Raw genomic sequence first — 18,638 nt, forward strand, 5'->3', positions numbered from 1 at the left:
ATTTATTCAATGTTAACGTTAACTTGATTAGACCTCAAAGGTTTTCCTCCTTCGGCGGACAGGTTAAAACCTGTGAGGTCTCTGGTTCACCTTAATTTTTCAACTCAAATTCGGCTTTCATGGTCGTATCAGAATTGGTACCAACAAAGACATGAAACTGTCCTGGTTCTGCTACAAAATCCAAATTGGAATTGTAGAATTTCAAATCTTCAACGGTCAATTTAAATGTAACTGTTTTCGTTTCTCCTTTTTTGATCTCTACTTTCTCAAAGCCTTTTAATTCCTTGACCGGACGCGTCACTGAGCCCACCAAATCTCTGATGTACAGTTGAACGACTTCCTTCCCATCATAATTCCCTGAATTCTTAACCTCTACAGAAACATCAATAGTTCCATCCATAGCAATTTGGTTGGCACTCAATTTTAGATTGGAATAATCAAATGTGGTATAGCTCAATCCGTAACCAAATGGAAATAACGGCTCATTTTGGACATCTAAATAATTGGAACGGAATTTTTCAAAAACACCGTCTTTATTGTTTAATGGACGGCCTGTATTTTTGTGATTGTAGTAAATAGGAATTTGTCCCACATTACGTGGAAAAGTCGCCGTTAATTTGCCAGACGGATTCACATCGCCAAACAGGACATCAGAAATTGCCAAACCAGCTTCACTTCCAGGAAACCACACATTCAAAATGGCCGGAACCGTTTCAACCTCTTCTTCAATAGTCAATGGACGACCGGTAAACATGACCAAAACGACTGGCTTACCTGTTTTTAATAGCGCTTGCAACAAATCCTTTTGAATTTGTGGAATGTCCAGATTGGTACGGCTACTGCTTTCGCCACTCATTTCAGCCGACTCGCCCATGGCGGCAATGATCACATCAGATCTTGAGGCAATTTCCAAAGCTTCATCCAACATTTCCTGATCCGTCCGCCCATCACGAGGAATGTCTTTTCCAAACATGGTGACGCGTTTTTCGTACTCTAGGTCTTCAGCAAGATTACTTCCTTTGGCATATAAAATTTTGGCTTTATTACCAACAACCGTTTTTAGACCTTCCAACAACGGAATGGATTTTTCTTGTTTTGTGGCCACACTCCAGGTTCCTGCCATATTCACTGCTGTATTGGCTAATGGACCTATAAGTGCTATAGTACCTGTTTTTTTTATGGGTAAGGTTTGACGGTCGTTTTTCATCAATACCATCGATTCTGCCGATACTTTTCTGGCGAATGCACGGTGTTCATCCGTAAAGATTTCTGTCTTTGCTCTATTGACGTCGCAATATTTATACGGATCATCAAAAAGACCCAATTGATATTTTGCAGTAAGCATACGTTTCACAGCGGTATCAATGGTTTCCATTGAAACTTTACCTTCCTCATACGATTTTTGCAAAGTAGTCAACAAACCTTCACCAACCATATCCATGTCAATTCCAGCATTGATCGCCATAGCTGAAACGGTCTGCAAGTCGCCCATGCCATGGTCCACCATTTCATTGATGCCCGTATAATCGGTAACGACAAAGCCGTCAAATCCCCAATCGGTGCGTAGCAAATCGGTCATCAACCATTTATTACCGGTCGCAGGAATGCCGTCAATTTCATTAAAAGACGCCATCACAGAACCTACGCCAGCATCAACCGCTGCTTTATATGGAGGTAAGAAATCATTGTACATTTTAATCCGGCTCATATCGACAGTGTTATAATCCCGCCCCGCCTCAGAAGCCCCATATAGTGCGAAATGTTTAACACAGGCCATAATGGTCTTATTTTCAGTCAGATCCGTGCCTTGATAACCTTTTACCATGGCAATTGCGATTTGACTCCCCAAATAAACATCTTCTCCCGAACCCTCAGAAACGCGTCCCCAACGGGCATCACGAGATAGATCTACCATCGGTGAAAAGGTCCAGTTGATCCCATCGGCACTTGCTTCAATGGCTGCAATACGTGCGGTCTCTTGAATCATTGGCATGTCCCAAGAACTGGATAGCCCAAGCGGAATTGGAAATGTGGTTTCATACCCATGAATCACATCCATGCCAAATAATAACGGAATTTTCAATCGGCTTTTTTCCATGGCCACTTTTTGGACCTCTTTGATTTTTTGGACCGTTTTGATGTTGAATAACCCACCTACTTTGCCTTCTTCAATCTTTATTCCGATGTCGGAACTTGTGGCTTGACCCGTTGTGATATCGCCAGCGGATGGCAAATTGAGCTGCCCCAGTTTTTCTTCCAAAGTCATCAATTTCAGAATTGAATCGACTTTCTGTTCGATCGATTTTTGAGGTTTTACTTGCGTTTGTGCCTGATACGTATTACAGGATAACAAACAGAAGATAACGGTGCTAAAAAAGACGGCGTTGAATGATTGTAATTTCATTATTTAGATTTTGAATTAGAAAATAACCAAGGGATCAGTTCGGGTTCAGCAAACGCCGAATCCCAACTGTTGTGATTGTCTTTGGCGAAAAGCGAAAAATTGGGCTTTCCTCCATATTTTAAAATACCGGAAACCATGTCCACAGATTCTTGCGGACCGACCACATCATCATTGGCTCCGTGGAAAATCCACATTGGGACGGTTTTAGCATAAGCTTCTGTAGCGTCAGGGTTTCCTGCACCACAGATGGCGAAGGCTGCCGCAAATACTTCAGGTTTTCTGTATAGGATTTCGAAGGTACCCATGCCGCCCATCGAGAGACCGCCAACATATACCTGGTCTTTTTTGACATAGGGTTTTGTGAGCATTTTATCCATTAATTGCATCACCAGACTCATGGATTTGGTGGGAGCGCTGTCCACTGGGAAACTTAACGAAAGTGGTCTTGTACTCCTATCGACTGTTACATTCGCCCAATAATCGTTTTGCGGACATTGTGGAAAGATGACAATCGCAGGAAAAGAATCCCTCATTTTATAAAACAATTCACTGCCATGCGTTAATTGTCTGGTGTTATCACTGCCTCTTTCACCAGCCCCGTGAAGAAACAGCGCCACCGGAAATTGATTGGGTGACTCAAAACTTTTCGGCATTAACACCCGATAGTTTAAGGTGTCATTTCCAGAAACAAATTGTTCTTCAATATAATAATCTTCATGTTGCGCAGATATCTTTAAAGGGTTTAAAAGAAGCACCGTAATTATAAAAATTATATTTTTAATATTTAAGCTCATATATGTTATGGTTTAAGACTTTCAAAAAAGTTAAACATCTTAGTTGTTAATAGGTGAATCCAAGTTTATCAAGTCCGTTTTTCACATCGTCATTCTGCATAAATAGATTCCAAAGTAAACCTGTTCTATGATTTTCAATCATGATGATCTGTGGACCTTGATCAATGGCCAAATAAGCTTCAGCAACCCAAAAATCATATTCCGGGCTAAAGGCATCGTAAAATCCAGCCTTTCCTAGTAATTTGTTCTTTTTCTGATAAAAATAATGCATGGCACGCAAGGATTCCGTAGGCGTATAAGCGATCGAGCTAATGGCAGCCGTGGGTGAAATAACACCTTTATCGTTAACCGGACTGTGTGCTGCATAGCCTAAAGATCCATCTGTGTTTCTCGAATAACTTGCCGATAAGCCCCAACAATCCTTTCCATATCCTTCAAAATTTTGCGGATTTTGAACCGCATATTGATAATTGATTTTTGCGTGATTGGTCACCACATCTTTATAATTGGCATATTGGTCCGCTAAATTCATCGGGTTCAAACCCAAAAATGAATAATGGCTAAAGAACATCGGACCTCCAAATTGCGGTGAACCCGCATGTTTTAGAACCAATGGCAATCCATATTGCACATTAGAAGACACCATTGTGCCATTACCTGCCCAACCTTGTGTATAAACATCAGGAGAAATGGAGTAATCAGGTGAGGCTGCGGCCAACACATAAGTAATCAAGCTTTCATTATAACCCTGAATTTTTAAATTCATGGAAAAATCGTAATTGGGGCTCCAATGCCAGTATAATACGTTTTCATTTTTTGTGTACCAATCCCATTCGACACCTTTCCAAAGTACATCTGCTTTGTTGGCCAATTCCACCTCTGCTGGAGAGCCGTTTTTAAAATACTCTTTGATGCAGATCAGACCTTGAACCACAAAAGAAGTTTCAACCAAATCGCCCCCGTTGTCCTGGTTGCTAAATGGGATCACGCTGCCATTGTTTCCGTTGATCCAGTGTGACCATGCGCCGTGAAAACGGTCAGCGTTTTCTAAAAATGTCAAAAGTGTTTGTAATCTTGTCACGGCTTCAGCTCTTGTCACATAGCCTCTTTCAATACCTACTATAATCGCCATCAAGCCAAAGCCAGTTCCTCCTGAAGTGACCACATGTTGATCTTGCGAAGGATTACTTGGAATATAACGTTCTTTTGCCGCCTTAGAATTGGGCTCTGCAAAATCCCAAAAGTATTTGAAGGTTTCGCGTTGCACCAAATCCATCATTTCCACATCAGTCAATGGATCAATGAGCACTGGGCCATCATCAACAGGATCTGGATTAAAAGGCTCAGATGGCGTGCTTTTGGAACAGGCCAAGGTTATCAATGCAATAAAGAGTAAGCCGTATATTTTTTTCATGAAATCGTAGTTTATTTTATTTTTTATAGGTGAATCCGAGTTTATCCAATCCACGTTGCACATCTTCATTTTGCATAAACAAATCCCAGAGCATTCCTGATCGATAATTTTCGATCATTATGGGAATCGGCCCTTGATCAATGGCCAAATAGCGCTGAACCGACCAATTTTCATCGAAACTAAAGGCATCATAAGGTCCGTATTTACCGATAAGGGAATCTTGTTTTTCATATAGATAATGCAGCATTTTTACACTCTCCTCAGGGGTATATGGGATCGAGGCTAAGGCTGCGGTAGGTGAAATAACACCAACATCGTTTCCTGGTCGATGTGCTTTATAACCACTTACTGAGTAACTGGAAGACAAACCCCATAAACTATCGCCATAGCCTTTAAAGCCTTTTGGATTTTCGACGGCATAAGCATGGTGAATTTTAGCTTGGTTTTGGACCAGTTTCCAATAATCTGCATATTGATCTTTAAGCTCTTTTGGATTTAAGCCCAAATAGGAATAATGTCCCCAAAACATCGGTCCTATATCTGCATCAGCATTTTCATAATAGTTGAGAACTAATGGAATACCATACAAAGAATCCTTAGAAACAATGTTGCCATTCAAAGACCAACCCTGGTCATAAACTTCTTTAGAAATTGAATGCGTCGGTGAGGCTGCTGCGAGCACATACATGACCAAACATTCATTATAGCCACCAATAGGGAAATTCATGTCCCATTCATAATTCGGTGACCAATGCCAATACAAAACGTTTTCGCCTTTAGTGTACCAGTCCCATTCTACTTCTCTCCATAGTTGGTCAATTTTATGGGCGAGTTCTTTTTCTTTAATGTTACCATCTTTAAAATATTCTTTAACGGTCAACATGCCTTGAATCAAAAATGCCGTTTCTACCAAGTCACCACCATTATCTTTTTTACTGAACGGCACCACTTTTCCAGTTTCGCCATTGAGCCAATGTGGCCACGCGCCGTGGAAACGATCGGCTTTCTCGAGAAAATCTACCATTTTGATAAATCTGTCAACAGCCTCCTCTCTTGAAATATAGCCGTTTTTAATCCCCACCAAAAGCACCATAAATCCAAATCCAGAACCTCCTGTGGTCACCGTGTTTTTGGGACTGGTAGGATAAACGCCATCGATATGGATGCGCTCTCTTGCCAAGCCGGAATTAGGCTCGGCACCTTCCCAAAAATAGTTGAAGGTTTGCTTTTGAAGGGTGTCCAACAATGGGTCATCAGCGAAAATTACAGCCGATTTGATTAAAGAAGCCCTATCATTTTGTTTTTTTCCGGAAGTATTGCAGCTCAAAAAAAGCACAATTAATGACATCCATAGTATAAAAAGTCTGGTAAAAGGTTTAAACATAAAATGGTCAATTAAAAAATGGTCAATTAAAATGCTTATAGGGACTTCTCAACAGGAGCACCCAATGCGTTTCGCTTTTTTGTTTTGCCTGCCTGTTGACAGACTGGAATTAGGATGCCGCTTACCTCGTGACTTTAAAGAGCGGGATTGGTTCAACCATCAAAACTCAATGCGCCTTCGGCTTTTGAGTTTTGGGTTTCACTAATAAATTTTAGCTGCACTCCGTTGCCAGAATGCAGCCAAAATGAAATTAGACTAACTCAATAAAAAATCTAAATCCCCGTCAAGGACGGATTGTTTATTAGAACATTAGCGATTGGATTTCTGTTTGTGAAAGTGCTTTGTCAAAAATTCTCAATTCATCCATTACGCTTAGGTCAGATTTGTGGTTCCATCCTGTAAATCGAGGCGCACCCGACATCACAGAAAGGACATCACAATCAGTCCAATCCACACCGGAAAATTCACCTTGTTTGACTACCTCTCCATTAACATACACTACACATTCTGTAGAAGAAATAGTAAAAGCCAAATGCACCCAACCATTATTTGCTGTAGGGTCTATGGTAGCTGCGGCGCCGCCATCAAACCAAACATCTGCATCTCCATTGCCCACATTAAGTTTAAAAATTTGGTTGGTGGCTCCACCTTCTCGGAAGAAACGGAATCCACTGGTTCGATCATTTTGAACATTAGGGAAATTGGCATTTTCTGTATCTGGAGGTCCTATTACCAAAATACCGGCACGATCTGGCGTTGCATTTATTTTATACCAAAATGCAGCACTGAATTGATTATTCAATAAACCAGTTGTCGGGAATGTTAAATAAGAATCCTCAGCCCCTTTGTAAGCGTTTGAGCCGGCATATCCTTCTCCTGCAAAACCAGGGGTTCCAACCATGGTAGCTTCAATATCTCTAACATTATCGGTATAACTTCCATTAAAGTTTACGTGCATTCTTTGGCTGCCTTGAGCTATCATGCTTGTAATTTCGCTTTGTGATAAGGTGGTGTCAAATAATCTTAACTCATCCATCAAACTGGAATCAGACTTATGATTCCAATAACTGAAGGTTGGTCCACCAGCTCCAATTACCAATTGCGAGGCACCTGTCCAATCAATTGGAGCACTTAATGTGCCTGTATTGACTTCCATGCCGTTAAGATAGATTTTTGTTTCCGTAGCTGAAATTGTAAATGCCACATGCACCCAATCTCCAGCAGCTACATCAATTTCGCCACCATCATTCCAACTATCACCACTCCCCGTACCAACATTTAATTTAATACGCTGTTTTTCAGCGCCTCCTTCACGGAATAATCTAAGCCCTTGGTTACGATCATCTGCATTGGCACCTATGGTTAAAATACCCGCACGATCTGGTAAAGGATTGACTTTATACCAAAATGCTCCACTAAAATTATCACCTAAAGCCAAAGCGCTGGTTGGAAAGGTCAAATAGTTATCAGTACCTGCCTTATACGAATTGGAGCCGGCATAAGCAGTTCCACCAAACCCCGGGCTTCCAACTTCTTCTGCGGCGATAACGCTTACAAGCTCCGTAAAGTCGCCATCAAACGGCATATAGAATTGCTCTCCTGCAAATATTGGTGTATACGGAGGCGATTTTGTAAAGTTAGATGTTGCGGTAGTCACATTCCCTGCTAAATCTGTTGCCGATACTGTCAGCACATGATCTCCTGTAGTAATATTGTCTTGCATAAATTCATAACTGGCAATTCTATAATCTATAAAACTGTCATACGAAGCGATTTCAGCACCGTTCAACATCACGGAGATCGAACCGATTTCTATATCATCTTCAACTCTAAATTGAACCATTGTGGAAGTGACCAGATCCGGAACCTGAATTTCAAGTCCGTTGGCCGGTCTCATAATGGTGACCATTGGTGCACCAGCATCCGGTCCTGGATCAACTTGGGAAATTGGATCAATGCCTTCGTAACAGGACACCATTAAGAGCAAGGAGAATATTCCGAAAATTAGTCTGTTAATTTTTTTCATTTTTATATGATTTATAAAGTGAATTATTTTATTCTACACCCAATGGCAATAAGTCCACCTGCGTTTGAGGATAAGGAAGTAGTGCCTTGTCTTCTGAAAATGTTCTACCATCGTAGCTCAACTCGGCATAATTTTTCAATCGTATCAGATCAAAATAACGGATGCCCCATTCCATGCCCAATTCAGCGAACTTTTCGTCCATAACATCAGCATGGGTAACCCCGGTCAAGTCTCCAAGCCCCGCCCTGTTTCGTACCAAATTAACCGCTTGGTCTGCGGTCATTCCGTTACCATTGGCACCTTTTGTTAAGGCTTCTGCATACATCAATAAGATTTCCGCATAGCGAATGACAATCATATTTTTGCCTGAACCATAGCTATTACGTCCTTCTGTCAACTGCTGGGATGGTAAATAGTGTTTTCCACTCGAAAATTTTGCTCTGTTAAAATCATTGATGACATCGCCATCTGGGGTGGTGTTTGAAATCCAAGAAGGTAATGTTGCATATGCTGCATCTAATTTAATTTCATCAATCCCTCTATTGGTAAAAAGTACACTGGTTTGCAAACGCACCTTTTCATTTCTATCTAACATGAACTTAATAAACTTAAAACTCGGCTCATAAAATCCCCATCCTGAACTTGCTCCTGCTCGTGCTGGCGTCCAATTTTCAGGACCAAATGGTGCATACAAATGATTATTCACTGCTCCCGTTGCGGATCCATAATCTGAATATTGGAATTCAAATAAATTTTCGTTACTCAATTCACCTGGTTTCTTAAATAATTGGTAGAAATCATCGAACAACATGAATTTATTAGAGTTGATTATGGCACCTGTGGCATTCGCCACTTCTTGGTAATTTTCAAGCTCTAAATTTGCCAAGGCTTTTACAGCAAGGGCCGTATACTTTGTAACACCCCCCGGAACGTCAGTTCGCTGGTTTGGTCGCATGTCTGGTAAATCAGGTATGGCTTCATCCATCAGATCAGATACATATTTCATGATCTCTGCTTTTGTAGCGACACCGTTTGCCAAATCATCCGTAACATCAGATTTGGTAATAATAAACACACTGCCCCATACACGAGCCATTTGAAGATGTGTCCATCCACTCAACACTTTGGTTTCCGCCATAAACTGATCGGCTCTTTCATAGGCACTTTCTGGTGCAAAATCCTTGTAGCTCTGCACAGTCTCTCTGGCGTTGTTAATGTCTAAAATATCACTGTACATATTGGTCCATAGGGAATTATACATCCAATAACCTTTATCATAATTGAACATATCCGTATCAGCGAACGGCTGTTGATCACCCAAACCTCCGGCATTGACATCATCTCCCCTGACTCCCAACAAAAGTGGATCTTCCCACCCTCTCGAGTAGATTTGGGCATACGCACCGATCAATGGCATAATCATATCACTTGTTTTGGTATAATCTAAATCACCAGTTCCCAACTGGCCATCTTGTTCTTGGAGTTTGTCTTCACAGGATGTAAAGCACAAACCTGCAACTAGCACATAGACTAGTGGGTTTAATAGTTGTTTGAAATTCTTCATATCGTGCATATTTTTTAGATTTTTATATTGATTCCCATCGTATAAACTGCTGGAACAGGATAGGTTTGTCTGTCAATCCCATCTTGAACTTCTGGATCAAAGCCATTATACTTAAAGAAAGTAAATGGACGCTCTGCTGTAAAGGTCAATCGTGTTTCAGGCATTTTTTTACCTAGTAATGAACCAGGTTTAACGGTATACGACAATTGAATATTCTGAATCCTGAAGTAGGAACCATCTTCAATAAAATAAGTACTCAATTTTTGGTTCCAGCCTTTTCTTAATCCGGCTGAAGATGGGTAAGAATTGGAAGTTCCCTCACCATGCCAACGATTGACGGCCAAATCAGCATCGATATTAGTACCACTGGTGAAAATAACTTCACCTCTTTTACGGTTCAAAATTTTGTTTCCCGATTGTCCTGAAAAATTCACAGAAAAATCGAAACCTTTATAACCTACACCCAAATTACCTCCATACATAAAGTTCGGTAGATAAGAACCTAAAATGACGCGATCATCAGCGTCTAAAACACCATCACCATTGACATCTTTATATCTCAAATCGCCTGGCACTAAATTATTGGCCATTGCTATAGGGTCATTTTGAACCTCTTCATTTGTTTGATATACCCCAAGTACTTCGTAACCAAAAAAGGATCGAATTGGATCTCCAACGCGCGTACGCTGACGAAATTCAAAAGATCCGCCATCAATATATTCCTGGTTATCAGCCAATGTAATCACCTCATTCTTAAGAGTTGACACATTGGCGCCAATATTAATTCTCCAATTATCATTCAAATTTTGGTTATAATCTAGACTCACCTCCAAACCTTGGTTTCTAATTACACCGGCATTTTTTCTCACAATTTCGTTTGAAATCGGTTGAATGACAGGTATCACAGCATTATTTGTGGTTCGTATAAAATAATCGGCCTCCAAGCTCAAACGACTGTTGAACATTCTTGCAGAAATACCAAAGTCTTTTTCTTCTGTAACCTCCCATTCTAAGTTGGAGAAATTACTTGTAGAGACAATTCCACTTACAGGCTGATCGCCAATATCTGTTTGGACGATGCTTACCGTTCTGGTGCCAGAACTTCTACCAAGACTTCCATTTCCAAGCTCACCATAACTGGCTCTTAATTTCAAGAAATCAAAAACACCATTGTCTTGCATAAAATTTTCTTCAGTTAATACCCAACCCAATCCTACAGCATAAGTGTTCAACCAATTGTTGGCGGTAAATTTTGAATCCCCTTCCCTTCGAAAGGTGGCGTTGATAAGATAGCGATCCATATAGCTATATTCCGCTCTACCGAAATACGACACCCCATATATACGTCCACCATTATCACTAACATTTCCACTAAAGGATTCTTTATCTGCAAAGTCCAAGTACCAAGAACTTTCAAAAGCAATACCCGTTATATCCTCACCCGTAGCGGAAAGATTATGAACCGCCTCATCTCTATACGATGTACCACCAATTAAAGTTAAATTATGAGCTCCAAAGACATCTTTATAAGTGATAACATTATCCCAAATTTGATTGGAATAGGTGGCTTGTGCCTTTCTAATAGACGAAGTCTCTCTTTGCGAATTTTCAGAAATAAAATATGGCAATCTGACGTTACGCTCTTCAATAGAAGAATAATCATGATAATAAGACGACTTAATAGACAATTTCTCAGGTACAATAAAATACTCAGCGTAAATATTGGTCAACAATTTTCTAATCTTCAACTGATTTTCATTGTATCGCATGGTCGGAAATGGATTTTGGGAACCTCTGTAGCCAATTTTGGTAGCATCAGAATACGCCACAGGGGTTGCTTCCGTATTTAAGGAATCATACACAGGTAATGTTGGTACCGCAAAATAGGCCTGAAACCAAGCGGCATTTTCTGCATTATATTTGGTGGCATTACTGAATACCATATTGGTTCCCATTTTAAAACGTTCTGATAACTTAATATCTACATTAGATCTAATGTTAAAGCGCTCGTACTCATTCTTCATATCCATAATACCATCTTGAGAAAAATAATTGGCACCTACGGAATAGGTGACATTTTCACCACCCCCATTAACACCAATGCTGTGACTGGAAATAGTGGCAGGACGTAAAATCTCCTTGAACCAATCTGTATTCACATTTGGAAGATTTGGATTGACTCTACTCCTTCCAAAACGCTGTATTGCGCTTTGAATATTGTTAATATCCGTTTGTGAACCTGATTCATAAGCCATAGTTGCAAACTGCTCAGCATTTGCCATTTTCACAACATTTTGGGCAAATTGATAGCCTGAATATCCGTTATATACAAATTCAGGGGCTTTCTCAAATTTTCCCGATTTGGTTTGAATAATAATGACTCCACCCGCAGCCTTCTGTCCAAAAATTGCTGAAGATGACGCATCTTTCAAAACAGAGACAGATTCAATATCACTGGTGTTTAAAAAGTCAATATTATCATAAAACATCCCATTGACCACATACAGCGGATTATTGTTTCCGTCAAAAGTTCCAACACCACGTAACCTTACTTTCGGGGAATCGCCCGGAGAACCAACACCGACTACTTGCACACCCGCCACTTTTCCTTGAAGCGATTGCATGACGTTACTTGTTGGTGTTCTTTCAATGTCTTCCGCCTTTACAGTTGTAATGGCACCCGTTAAGTCGGCCTTTTTCTGAGTTCCATAACCAACAACAACAATTTCACCTAAAGCTTCAATGTCAGCTTCTAAATTGATGTTAATAGTCGTTTGATTGGAGATGGTCACTGAGACCGTTTTAAAACCCAAAGATGAAAATTCTACAATTTCACCTCTATTGACTTTCAAGGAGTAATTCCCGTCAAAGTCAGTACTTGTTCCTCTGGACGTCCCTTTAATCAAGACATTGACCCCGGGGACAGGAAAACTATCTTCTGCACTCGTTACCGTTCCTGTAACAGTGGTCTCCTGAGCCTGGGAAACCGTATAACTGAAAAGAAAAAATAAGAATAAAATTAGTCTTGCTTTCATATAAATAAATTTTATTGTGTTAGTTAATCGAAATATATAATGAATTTGAAGCGTGTCCATAAATTCATTTACACTTTAAGTACGTCAACGTTAAAAAAACCTTAAATTTCAAGAATGACGTAGCCTTAAGTTACTAAAAAATGGCCGAAAACGTTTGAGAAATAATGATTTGACGTAGTATTGACGTATAAAAAAACATGAATATGCCAGTGGTGAAGTTGAATTATTTGAAATTAAGCAGGTAATCAGTTAAAGATTGATCAGAATCCAACATTAATTTGCTTCTTAGCCGATATCTTTGAGTCTCTACGCCTCTTAAAGAGATATTTAATAATGGCGCAATTTCTTTTGTGGATAAATTCATTTTGATGTAGGCACAAATCCTCAAATCTTTAGCGTTTAGTTTGGGGTGTTTGCTCTTTAAGTCTTTAAAAAACTCTTCATGAACTTGATTGAAGTTGTATTCAAATACTTTCCATTCATCTTTATGACTGATAGACGAATCTATTTTTTTAATAAGATTTTTGTATGAGAAGTAATTCTCAAAGGAATTTCTATGTAATAAAATTTCCCTTTTAAGCTCCAATAGTGTTTCATTCTTTTTCACCAGCGCCATGGCCGTATTGGCAAGTTGTTTACTTTTTAATTTGACTTCATTTTGCAAGGATTCATTTTTAAGCTCAACAATACGCCTGTCGTTTTCAATCGCCTTCTCCTTGAGAAGGATCTTTTGCTCTGCTTCAAATTTGAGCTGCAATAGTCTTTGTTCTTTTTTTATCTTTCTTCGATGGAGTATATAGAACAAGACAACTGTTAACATTAATAAAGCTAAGAACAACAGATATCCTTGCGCAGATCTGTACCAGGGTGGCAGTACCTTTACCATCAAACTGCGGGGCGCTGATGTCTCCCCCAGAGCGTTGGCCGTCCTGAAAAGAAATTCATAATCGCCGTAACTTATATTGGAAAACTCCAACTTGTCGTTTTCCATTTTATACCAATGTAGGGTATCCTGTGACGCTATGGCGTATTCAAAAAAATGATCTTTGGATTTTGGCGAAGTCAATACCATGGTAAATGCTTGAAACCTGTTGGGCAATTCAATAGTCTTAATGGTGTCTATGGCTATGCGTTGTTTGTCTATGAATATGCTCTCAAAATAAGGCTGGTACAACGGCACTAAGTCTGGATTTAAAATATTGTCAAACAACATAAATCCGTTATTCAGACTTAAAGCGAATAAAGAATCTCTAAGTTTTGAAATGTTCTCATAACCTAAAATAAGTCGATTCTCAAAATATTTATTACTCAGTGATGATTTTAAACCATTATCTGGAAAGGTCTTAAAATTGATTTGATTTTTATATTTGACGGCATATGTAGAGATGTCATCTTCTGAGATGATGTATGAATTCTTCCCAAAATTCTTATTCAACAAAGGGTACGGAACAATCGAATCCAATAGCGGTTCATACTTTTGCCATCCCTCGTTGGTTTTGATACTGATATCATTCTTTAGGGCATTGACACGAACGTTATAAGGCGACCATAATCCTTTATTTTCATAACTTCGAACCTCAAGAATGGTATCATAGGTACTATCAAACTTCACTTTATACAGGCCTTTATAGGCATGTGCCACCCATGCGGTATAAGCATCTTCAAAGACCAAAAAACGAAAGGGCATGGTGGTTTTTCCTAAATGCTTAACCGTCCATCCTGAAGCTTCCTTTTTGAATTTGACCAGTCCTGCGTACGTCCCTTGAATGTAGGTTTTTGATGTTCCCAGCACTTTTTTTATTACCCAGCCTCCTGTGTGCGGAGAAATAAGCTCAAGCCGTTTATTCTTGACAAGGTAAGTGCCGTTGTTATGTCCACAGAGTAGATCGCCCTCAATTTCATTAAGATCCCAAACCTGACCTTGAGAACCATCAATAAACTGTAGGGCGTTGTCTGCATCCAAATAATATAAACCAGTATTGCTTCCTATATAAACGGTGTTATTATATTCTATGACATCGTAAACAGCACCCAAGTTTCCAGAAACATCATTATAAAATAAGTACGGGCTTCTCAAATTTGCCGATGCCAATCCATTATCAAGCCCTAGCCATAGTTGGTCATCATCGTCAACATATTGGGACAAGACCGTATTATTGATAAGACCATTTTCTTTATGAATATGGAAAAGTAAATTTCCATCGGGATCTGTAATATATACGCCATTCTTAATGGTTCCGAAAATCATATTTCCGTTTCCCATCTCTGAAAACTCGTTGAGTTGTTGTTCTTTTATAATTGGATTTATCTCAGCTTTTAAAGGACTTAAAACACCATTGGTATATTTAAAGATACCGCGTAGAGAGGTGGTGATCAAGAATTTACCGTTCTTTTTGGTTACGGAAATGATCTTAGCGTCAACCAAATCCTTATGATCAATAAAAGAGATTAGTTGGCCATCATTTAAGGTAAAAATCCCGTTGGTTAATGTTGAAATGTACAATACTCCATCAATAACAGAACATGAAAGCACAGTTGACGGCGGTTCAATTTTCTTTATCTCACTATTTTTGTAGACATATATATTTAAAAATGATCTGAAGATGATGGCATCTTCCATATTGATGATTTGCCAAAATTCTTCGTTTAAGATTCCATTTGGTTTCAGGCTTTCACTTAAAGATGTGTATCTTAATTGTCCGAAGTTATTCCGTTCCCAAAACCCAAATTCTTCATAGGAGCCTATATAAACTCTTTTGTCTACAGCATGGACGGAACGCATAGTGGTTTTATTGGGAAGCGTACTCAAAGTCCATTTTACCCCATCAAACTCCAACAAACCCTTACTATTGGCTACATAAAGGCGACCGTCATCGGCTTTAGAAATACCCCAGTTTTGGTTTCCGGCATTATATTGTGAGAGGTCATAATTTTGAAAATAGGGCGCGTATTGTGCCATTAACCTATTTTGAAAAAATAAGCAAAATATAAATGCCATCCACATGGGCAAGCACAATAGTATCGGTCTATTCGATTTCATCGCTATAAAAATATCAATTATAGATTAGAAAACATAAATGTAAGAGATATGGATCAAAATAGAGTCTAAGTAAAATGATTATAAACCAAAAAGCTCACATACTTAATTATAGTAATGTGAGCTTTTCAATGCGTTCGATTTAATAAATAATTAATTCATAACCTATATTTTTACAAATTTGAATGTTTTCGCTTCTACATTTAAAAGGTATACGCCTGGTTGTAATGTATTTAATTTAACACTTGGATTTTCTCTAGACAATTCTACTTCTAAAATTCTTCTCCCATTCAAATCGAAAATTGCTGCTTTTGAAGCCATTGAGATTCCTGAAACAAAAATTTCATCTGAAGCAGGATTAGGGTATATTTTATATTTTAAAGATTCAGCATTAACATCTGAGATACTTAATGTAGATTTCTTAACGGAAATACGTACACCATCAGCGTCGCTATACTCAACTGCGTCCCATTCCTTATCTGATGAAAGCGTAGGTAAATTTACTGTAGCAAATGAACCTGTAATCCCATTCCCCTGATACAACACAGTAAATACATCACCTATAGCAGGCTCAAAACCATTTATCAATGTAACATTTAAAGCGCCACCTAAGGTTGCTGATCTTCTGACGATAACTTGATCGTAGGAATCCCCTGCGACAGTACCACCCAATTCAATATTTAATGACCCAGTAGCAGTTTGGGTGTATTTCGTTATAATACCATTTAAATTATAGGTGCCGGTAGCCTTATTTGTGTTTCCTGGAGATAAAATTCCATCATTCGCAAAGTTAGAACCATGCTCTATATTGATTCCACTTAGAATACCAGTATTAGTGATCTGAGCTCCTATATTTATTAGAGTACCATTGTTTTCTAATTCTGCTGCTTCACGAATAAATAGTTCAGTTTCATTATTTATAGTACCATTATTAGTGAATTTACCTCCTTGTAATTCAAATAAATCTGCTCTATTTTGAACATAACCGTTGGCCGCCACTATAACACTACCCGTTGTTTGATTAATAAATGTACTGGTACTGGACATAACAAATCGACAAAAATCTCCTACTTCAATTGTGTTCCAATTGATCAAGCTACCAGAATTACCTAACCCGGAGGTAAATCCTTCAATTGCAATTTGTCCCATATTTGTAAGTAAAGCGGTTGATTCATTTGTGAAATATTTTGAAACGTTTAACACCGCGTCTTCATCATTATAAAAGCCGCCTCTATTTATAACTTCCCCACCTGTAATATTAAATGTTCCTATATTATTTATTCCACGTTCTATGGGAGCATTATTTTCAAATTCACCGTTTATAACCTCTATAGTTCCTAGGTTCGTAATATGACCGTTTGCTTCATTTATAATTGATGACACTGAATTGACCAAACGAAGTAATCCTCCTCCGATAATGGTAATGTTACCTGAGTTAACTAAATTGGAGCTATTGGTGATTACCGTTTCCGACCCAGGAGACATTGTTATGTTTCCCGAACTAACGATACTTATTTGTATTCTGCTAAAACTAATAGAATTATTATTGGTCAGATTACCCAGAACTGATAAGTCTGGAGCATTTCCATTTGCCGAACTAAAACTTACAATAGTTCCATCATTAGTCACCGATATACCCTCTGGAATTATAAGTTTCCCAAGAATCTCAACAGTATCATTCAAATTTACCGTTAGTCCAGGATAATTTCCATCTCTCCATTGAGCTTCATCAGTCCAGATTCCATCTCCATCGAAGCTAAATGTAGTTTGACCAAAGGTGTTAAATGTTACCAGTGCAATAAGTAATAAAAGTAGTTTACATCTCATGTTTTTTGTTTTTAATATTAGTTGTTTGTAAAGAATAAGACTATAACAGGTAACACTATTTAACATATTTTTAATGATGTTGTGGAACTCTATAGTTATAAAAACTGCGAATTGAAATTATATATCTTGGCTGTTAATCGATATGTTCTAAATTATAGATCAATGGATGGGGCTCATAGTACATGGACAATTGCTAATGCCCTGCAAGAAATCGATCCCTATAGTAACCATGTGGGTCCCGGAGTTATAGCCTGCCATCGCATTGGTTGTAATTTGATAGGAATAAGCAAAATAAAATTTAGATTTCATAATCCCGACCATTGGACCGATGTTTAATGGCTTGAGGAATTGATCGTTCAAGAAGCGATAAGATATACCTGCCCAATAATAATCGCCAGAATCATTTCTACCTGTATATTTTCGATATTTAAAGTTGACATCGGTACTAGAACGCTTGTCACTACTGAACATTTGATAATACACAGAAGGTTCAAATTCCACGCTATTATCGTTTTTGCTCGGAATGACAATTCCTGAATAGATTTGATAATTTAAAAGTAGTTTCGGCTCAATTCCAGTGAATATGTCAATGTCCTTTTTAAGAAAGTTGTTGGCGTTAAAACTGAAATAATAGCCCTTATTTCTATAAAGAACTCCTGCATCAAAGTTATGGTTAGTGGTCGCCCTATCATCAATGACACTTGGATCAATTGATGGACTGCCATAATGGGGTTCAAAATTCTCAATGTCAATCCTGAAACTGTTGATATTATACGAAACTCCAAAGGATAGATATTGCTTTGAGTAATAGTCTAAGATCAAATGGTGCGCAAAAGAAAACTTGGCTCCTTTTTGTCTGGTGTTTCCATTTTTATCATTGTACAAGGACACCCCAACTCCTGAGCGATCAGAAATCCTGAAATCTGCATATAATGATTGATTATCCGGGGCACCTTTAATACCAACCCACTGAGTCAAACCGTTTGCCCTGATTCTAAAATTATCACCAATACCCGCATAAGTAGGAGAAATAACAAAATCATTATCCGCCAAATATTGCGTAAATACAGGTAGGTTCAACTCTTGGCCATAGCCGTAAGTAACCACTAAAAAGAACGTATATACTATAATTTTTTTCATCTGAATAGCTTTA

General features: G+C 38.7%; 10 protein-coding genes. All 10 read right to left on the minus strand.

The genetic code is table 11. The annotated features are described in order from the left end of the window. Positions 1-91: 91 nt before the first annotated feature. Positions 92-2,404 (minus strand): beta-glucosidase BglX, encoded by a 2,313-nt coding sequence (bglX, locus tag J4051_RS05845; protein WP_208232922.1) that lies wholly within the window; start codon positions 2,402-2,404, stop codon positions 92-94. Continuing rightward, the gene (locus J4051_RS05850) at positions 2,404-3,198 is read right to left on the minus strand and encodes a carboxylesterase family protein (RefSeq protein ID WP_208232923.1); all 795 of its coding nucleotides are present in this window, start codon (positions 3,196-3,198) and stop codon (positions 2,404-2,406) included. Before J4051_RS05850 ends, bglX begins: the two co-directional genes overlap by 1 nt. A gap of 46 nt (positions 3,199-3,244) precedes the next feature. Next, positions 3,245-4,612 (minus strand): glucoamylase family protein, encoded by a 1,368-nt coding sequence (locus J4051_RS05855; protein ID WP_208232924.1) that lies wholly within the window; start codon positions 4,610-4,612, stop codon positions 3,245-3,247. A 16-nt stretch (positions 4,613-4,628) separates the two neighbouring features. Further along, positions 4,629-5,996, minus strand: coding sequence for a glucoamylase family protein (locus J4051_RS05860; RefSeq protein WP_236027264.1), 1,368 nt, complete (start codon positions 5,994-5,996; stop codon positions 4,629-4,631). A 301-nt stretch (positions 5,997-6,297) separates the two neighbouring features. Then, a complete protein-coding gene (locus tag J4051_RS05865; RefSeq protein ID WP_208232925.1) occupies positions 6,298-8,022 on the minus strand; it encodes a LamG domain-containing protein in 1,725 nt (574 codons plus the stop codon). Positions 8,023-8,050: 28 nt separating this feature from the next. After that, on the minus strand, positions 8,051-9,586 hold the full coding sequence (locus J4051_RS05870; RefSeq protein WP_208232926.1) for a RagB/SusD family nutrient uptake outer membrane protein: 1,536 nt from the start codon (positions 9,584-9,586) through the stop codon (positions 8,051-8,053). 14 nt (positions 9,587-9,600) lie between these two features. Then, positions 9,601-12,621: a SusC/RagA family TonB-linked outer membrane protein gene (locus J4051_RS05875; RefSeq protein WP_208232927.1), complete on the minus strand. Its 3,021-nt coding sequence runs from the start codon at positions 12,619-12,621 to the stop codon at positions 9,601-9,603. 223 nt (positions 12,622-12,844) lie between these two features. Next, positions 12,845-15,580: a helix-turn-helix and ligand-binding sensor domain-containing protein gene (locus J4051_RS05880; RefSeq protein ID WP_236027266.1), complete on the minus strand. Its 2,736-nt coding sequence runs from the start codon at positions 15,578-15,580 to the stop codon at positions 12,845-12,847. A 243-nt stretch (positions 15,581-15,823) separates the two neighbouring features. Beyond that, positions 15,824-17,485 carry a T9SS type A sorting domain-containing protein gene (locus tag J4051_RS05885; protein WP_208232928.1) on the minus strand — a complete coding sequence of 554 codons (1,662 nt, stop codon included), beginning with the start codon at positions 17,483-17,485 and terminating at the stop codon, positions 15,824-15,826. A 159-nt stretch (positions 17,486-17,644) separates the two neighbouring features. Next, a complete protein-coding gene (locus J4051_RS05890) occupies positions 17,645-18,625 on the minus strand; it encodes a PorP/SprF family type IX secretion system membrane protein (RefSeq protein WP_208232929.1) in 981 nt (326 codons plus the stop codon). Positions 18,626-18,638: the final 13 nt, after the last annotated feature.

Source organism: Gelidibacter pelagius, assembly GCF_017581925.1.
Classification (GTDB): Bacteria; Bacteroidota; Bacteroidia; order Flavobacteriales; family Flavobacteriaceae; genus Gelidibacter; species Gelidibacter pelagius.

Bases quoted from the DNA above. Each gene is read 5' to 3' on its own strand.
- J4051_RS05855 (WP_208232924.1), bottom strand. From the start codon at position 4,612: ATGAAAAAAATATACGGCTTACTCTTTATTGCATTGATAACCTTGGCC.
- J4051_RS05870 (WP_208232926.1), bottom strand. From the start codon at position 9,586: ATGAAGAATTTCAAACAACTATTAAACCCACTAGTCTATGTGCTAGTT.
- bglX (WP_208232922.1), bottom strand. From the start codon at position 2,404: ATGAAATTACAATCATTCAACGCCGTCTTTTTTAGCACCGTTATCTTC.
- J4051_RS05850 (WP_208232923.1), bottom strand. From the start codon at position 3,198: ATGAGCTTAAATATTAAAAATATAATTTTTATAATTACGGTGCTTCTT.
- J4051_RS05880 (WP_236027266.1), bottom strand. From the start codon at position 15,580: ATGGCACAATACGCGCCCTATTTTCAAAATTATGACCTCTCACAATAT.
- J4051_RS05865 (WP_208232925.1), bottom strand. From the start codon at position 8,022: ATGAAAAAAATTAACAGACTAATTTTCGGAATATTCTCCTTGCTCTTA.
- J4051_RS05875 (WP_208232927.1), bottom strand. From the start codon at position 12,621: ATGAAAGCAAGACTAATTTTATTCTTATTTTTTCTTTTCAGTTATACG.
- J4051_RS05890 (WP_208232929.1), bottom strand. From the start codon at position 18,625: ATGAAAAAAATTATAGTATATACGTTCTTTTTAGTGGTTACTTACGGC.
- J4051_RS05860 (WP_236027264.1), bottom strand. From the start codon at position 5,996: ATGTTTAAACCTTTTACCAGACTTTTTATACTATGGATGTCATTAATT.
- J4051_RS05885 (WP_208232928.1), bottom strand. From the start codon at position 17,485: ATGAGATGTAAACTACTTTTATTACTTATTGCACTGGTAACATTTAAC.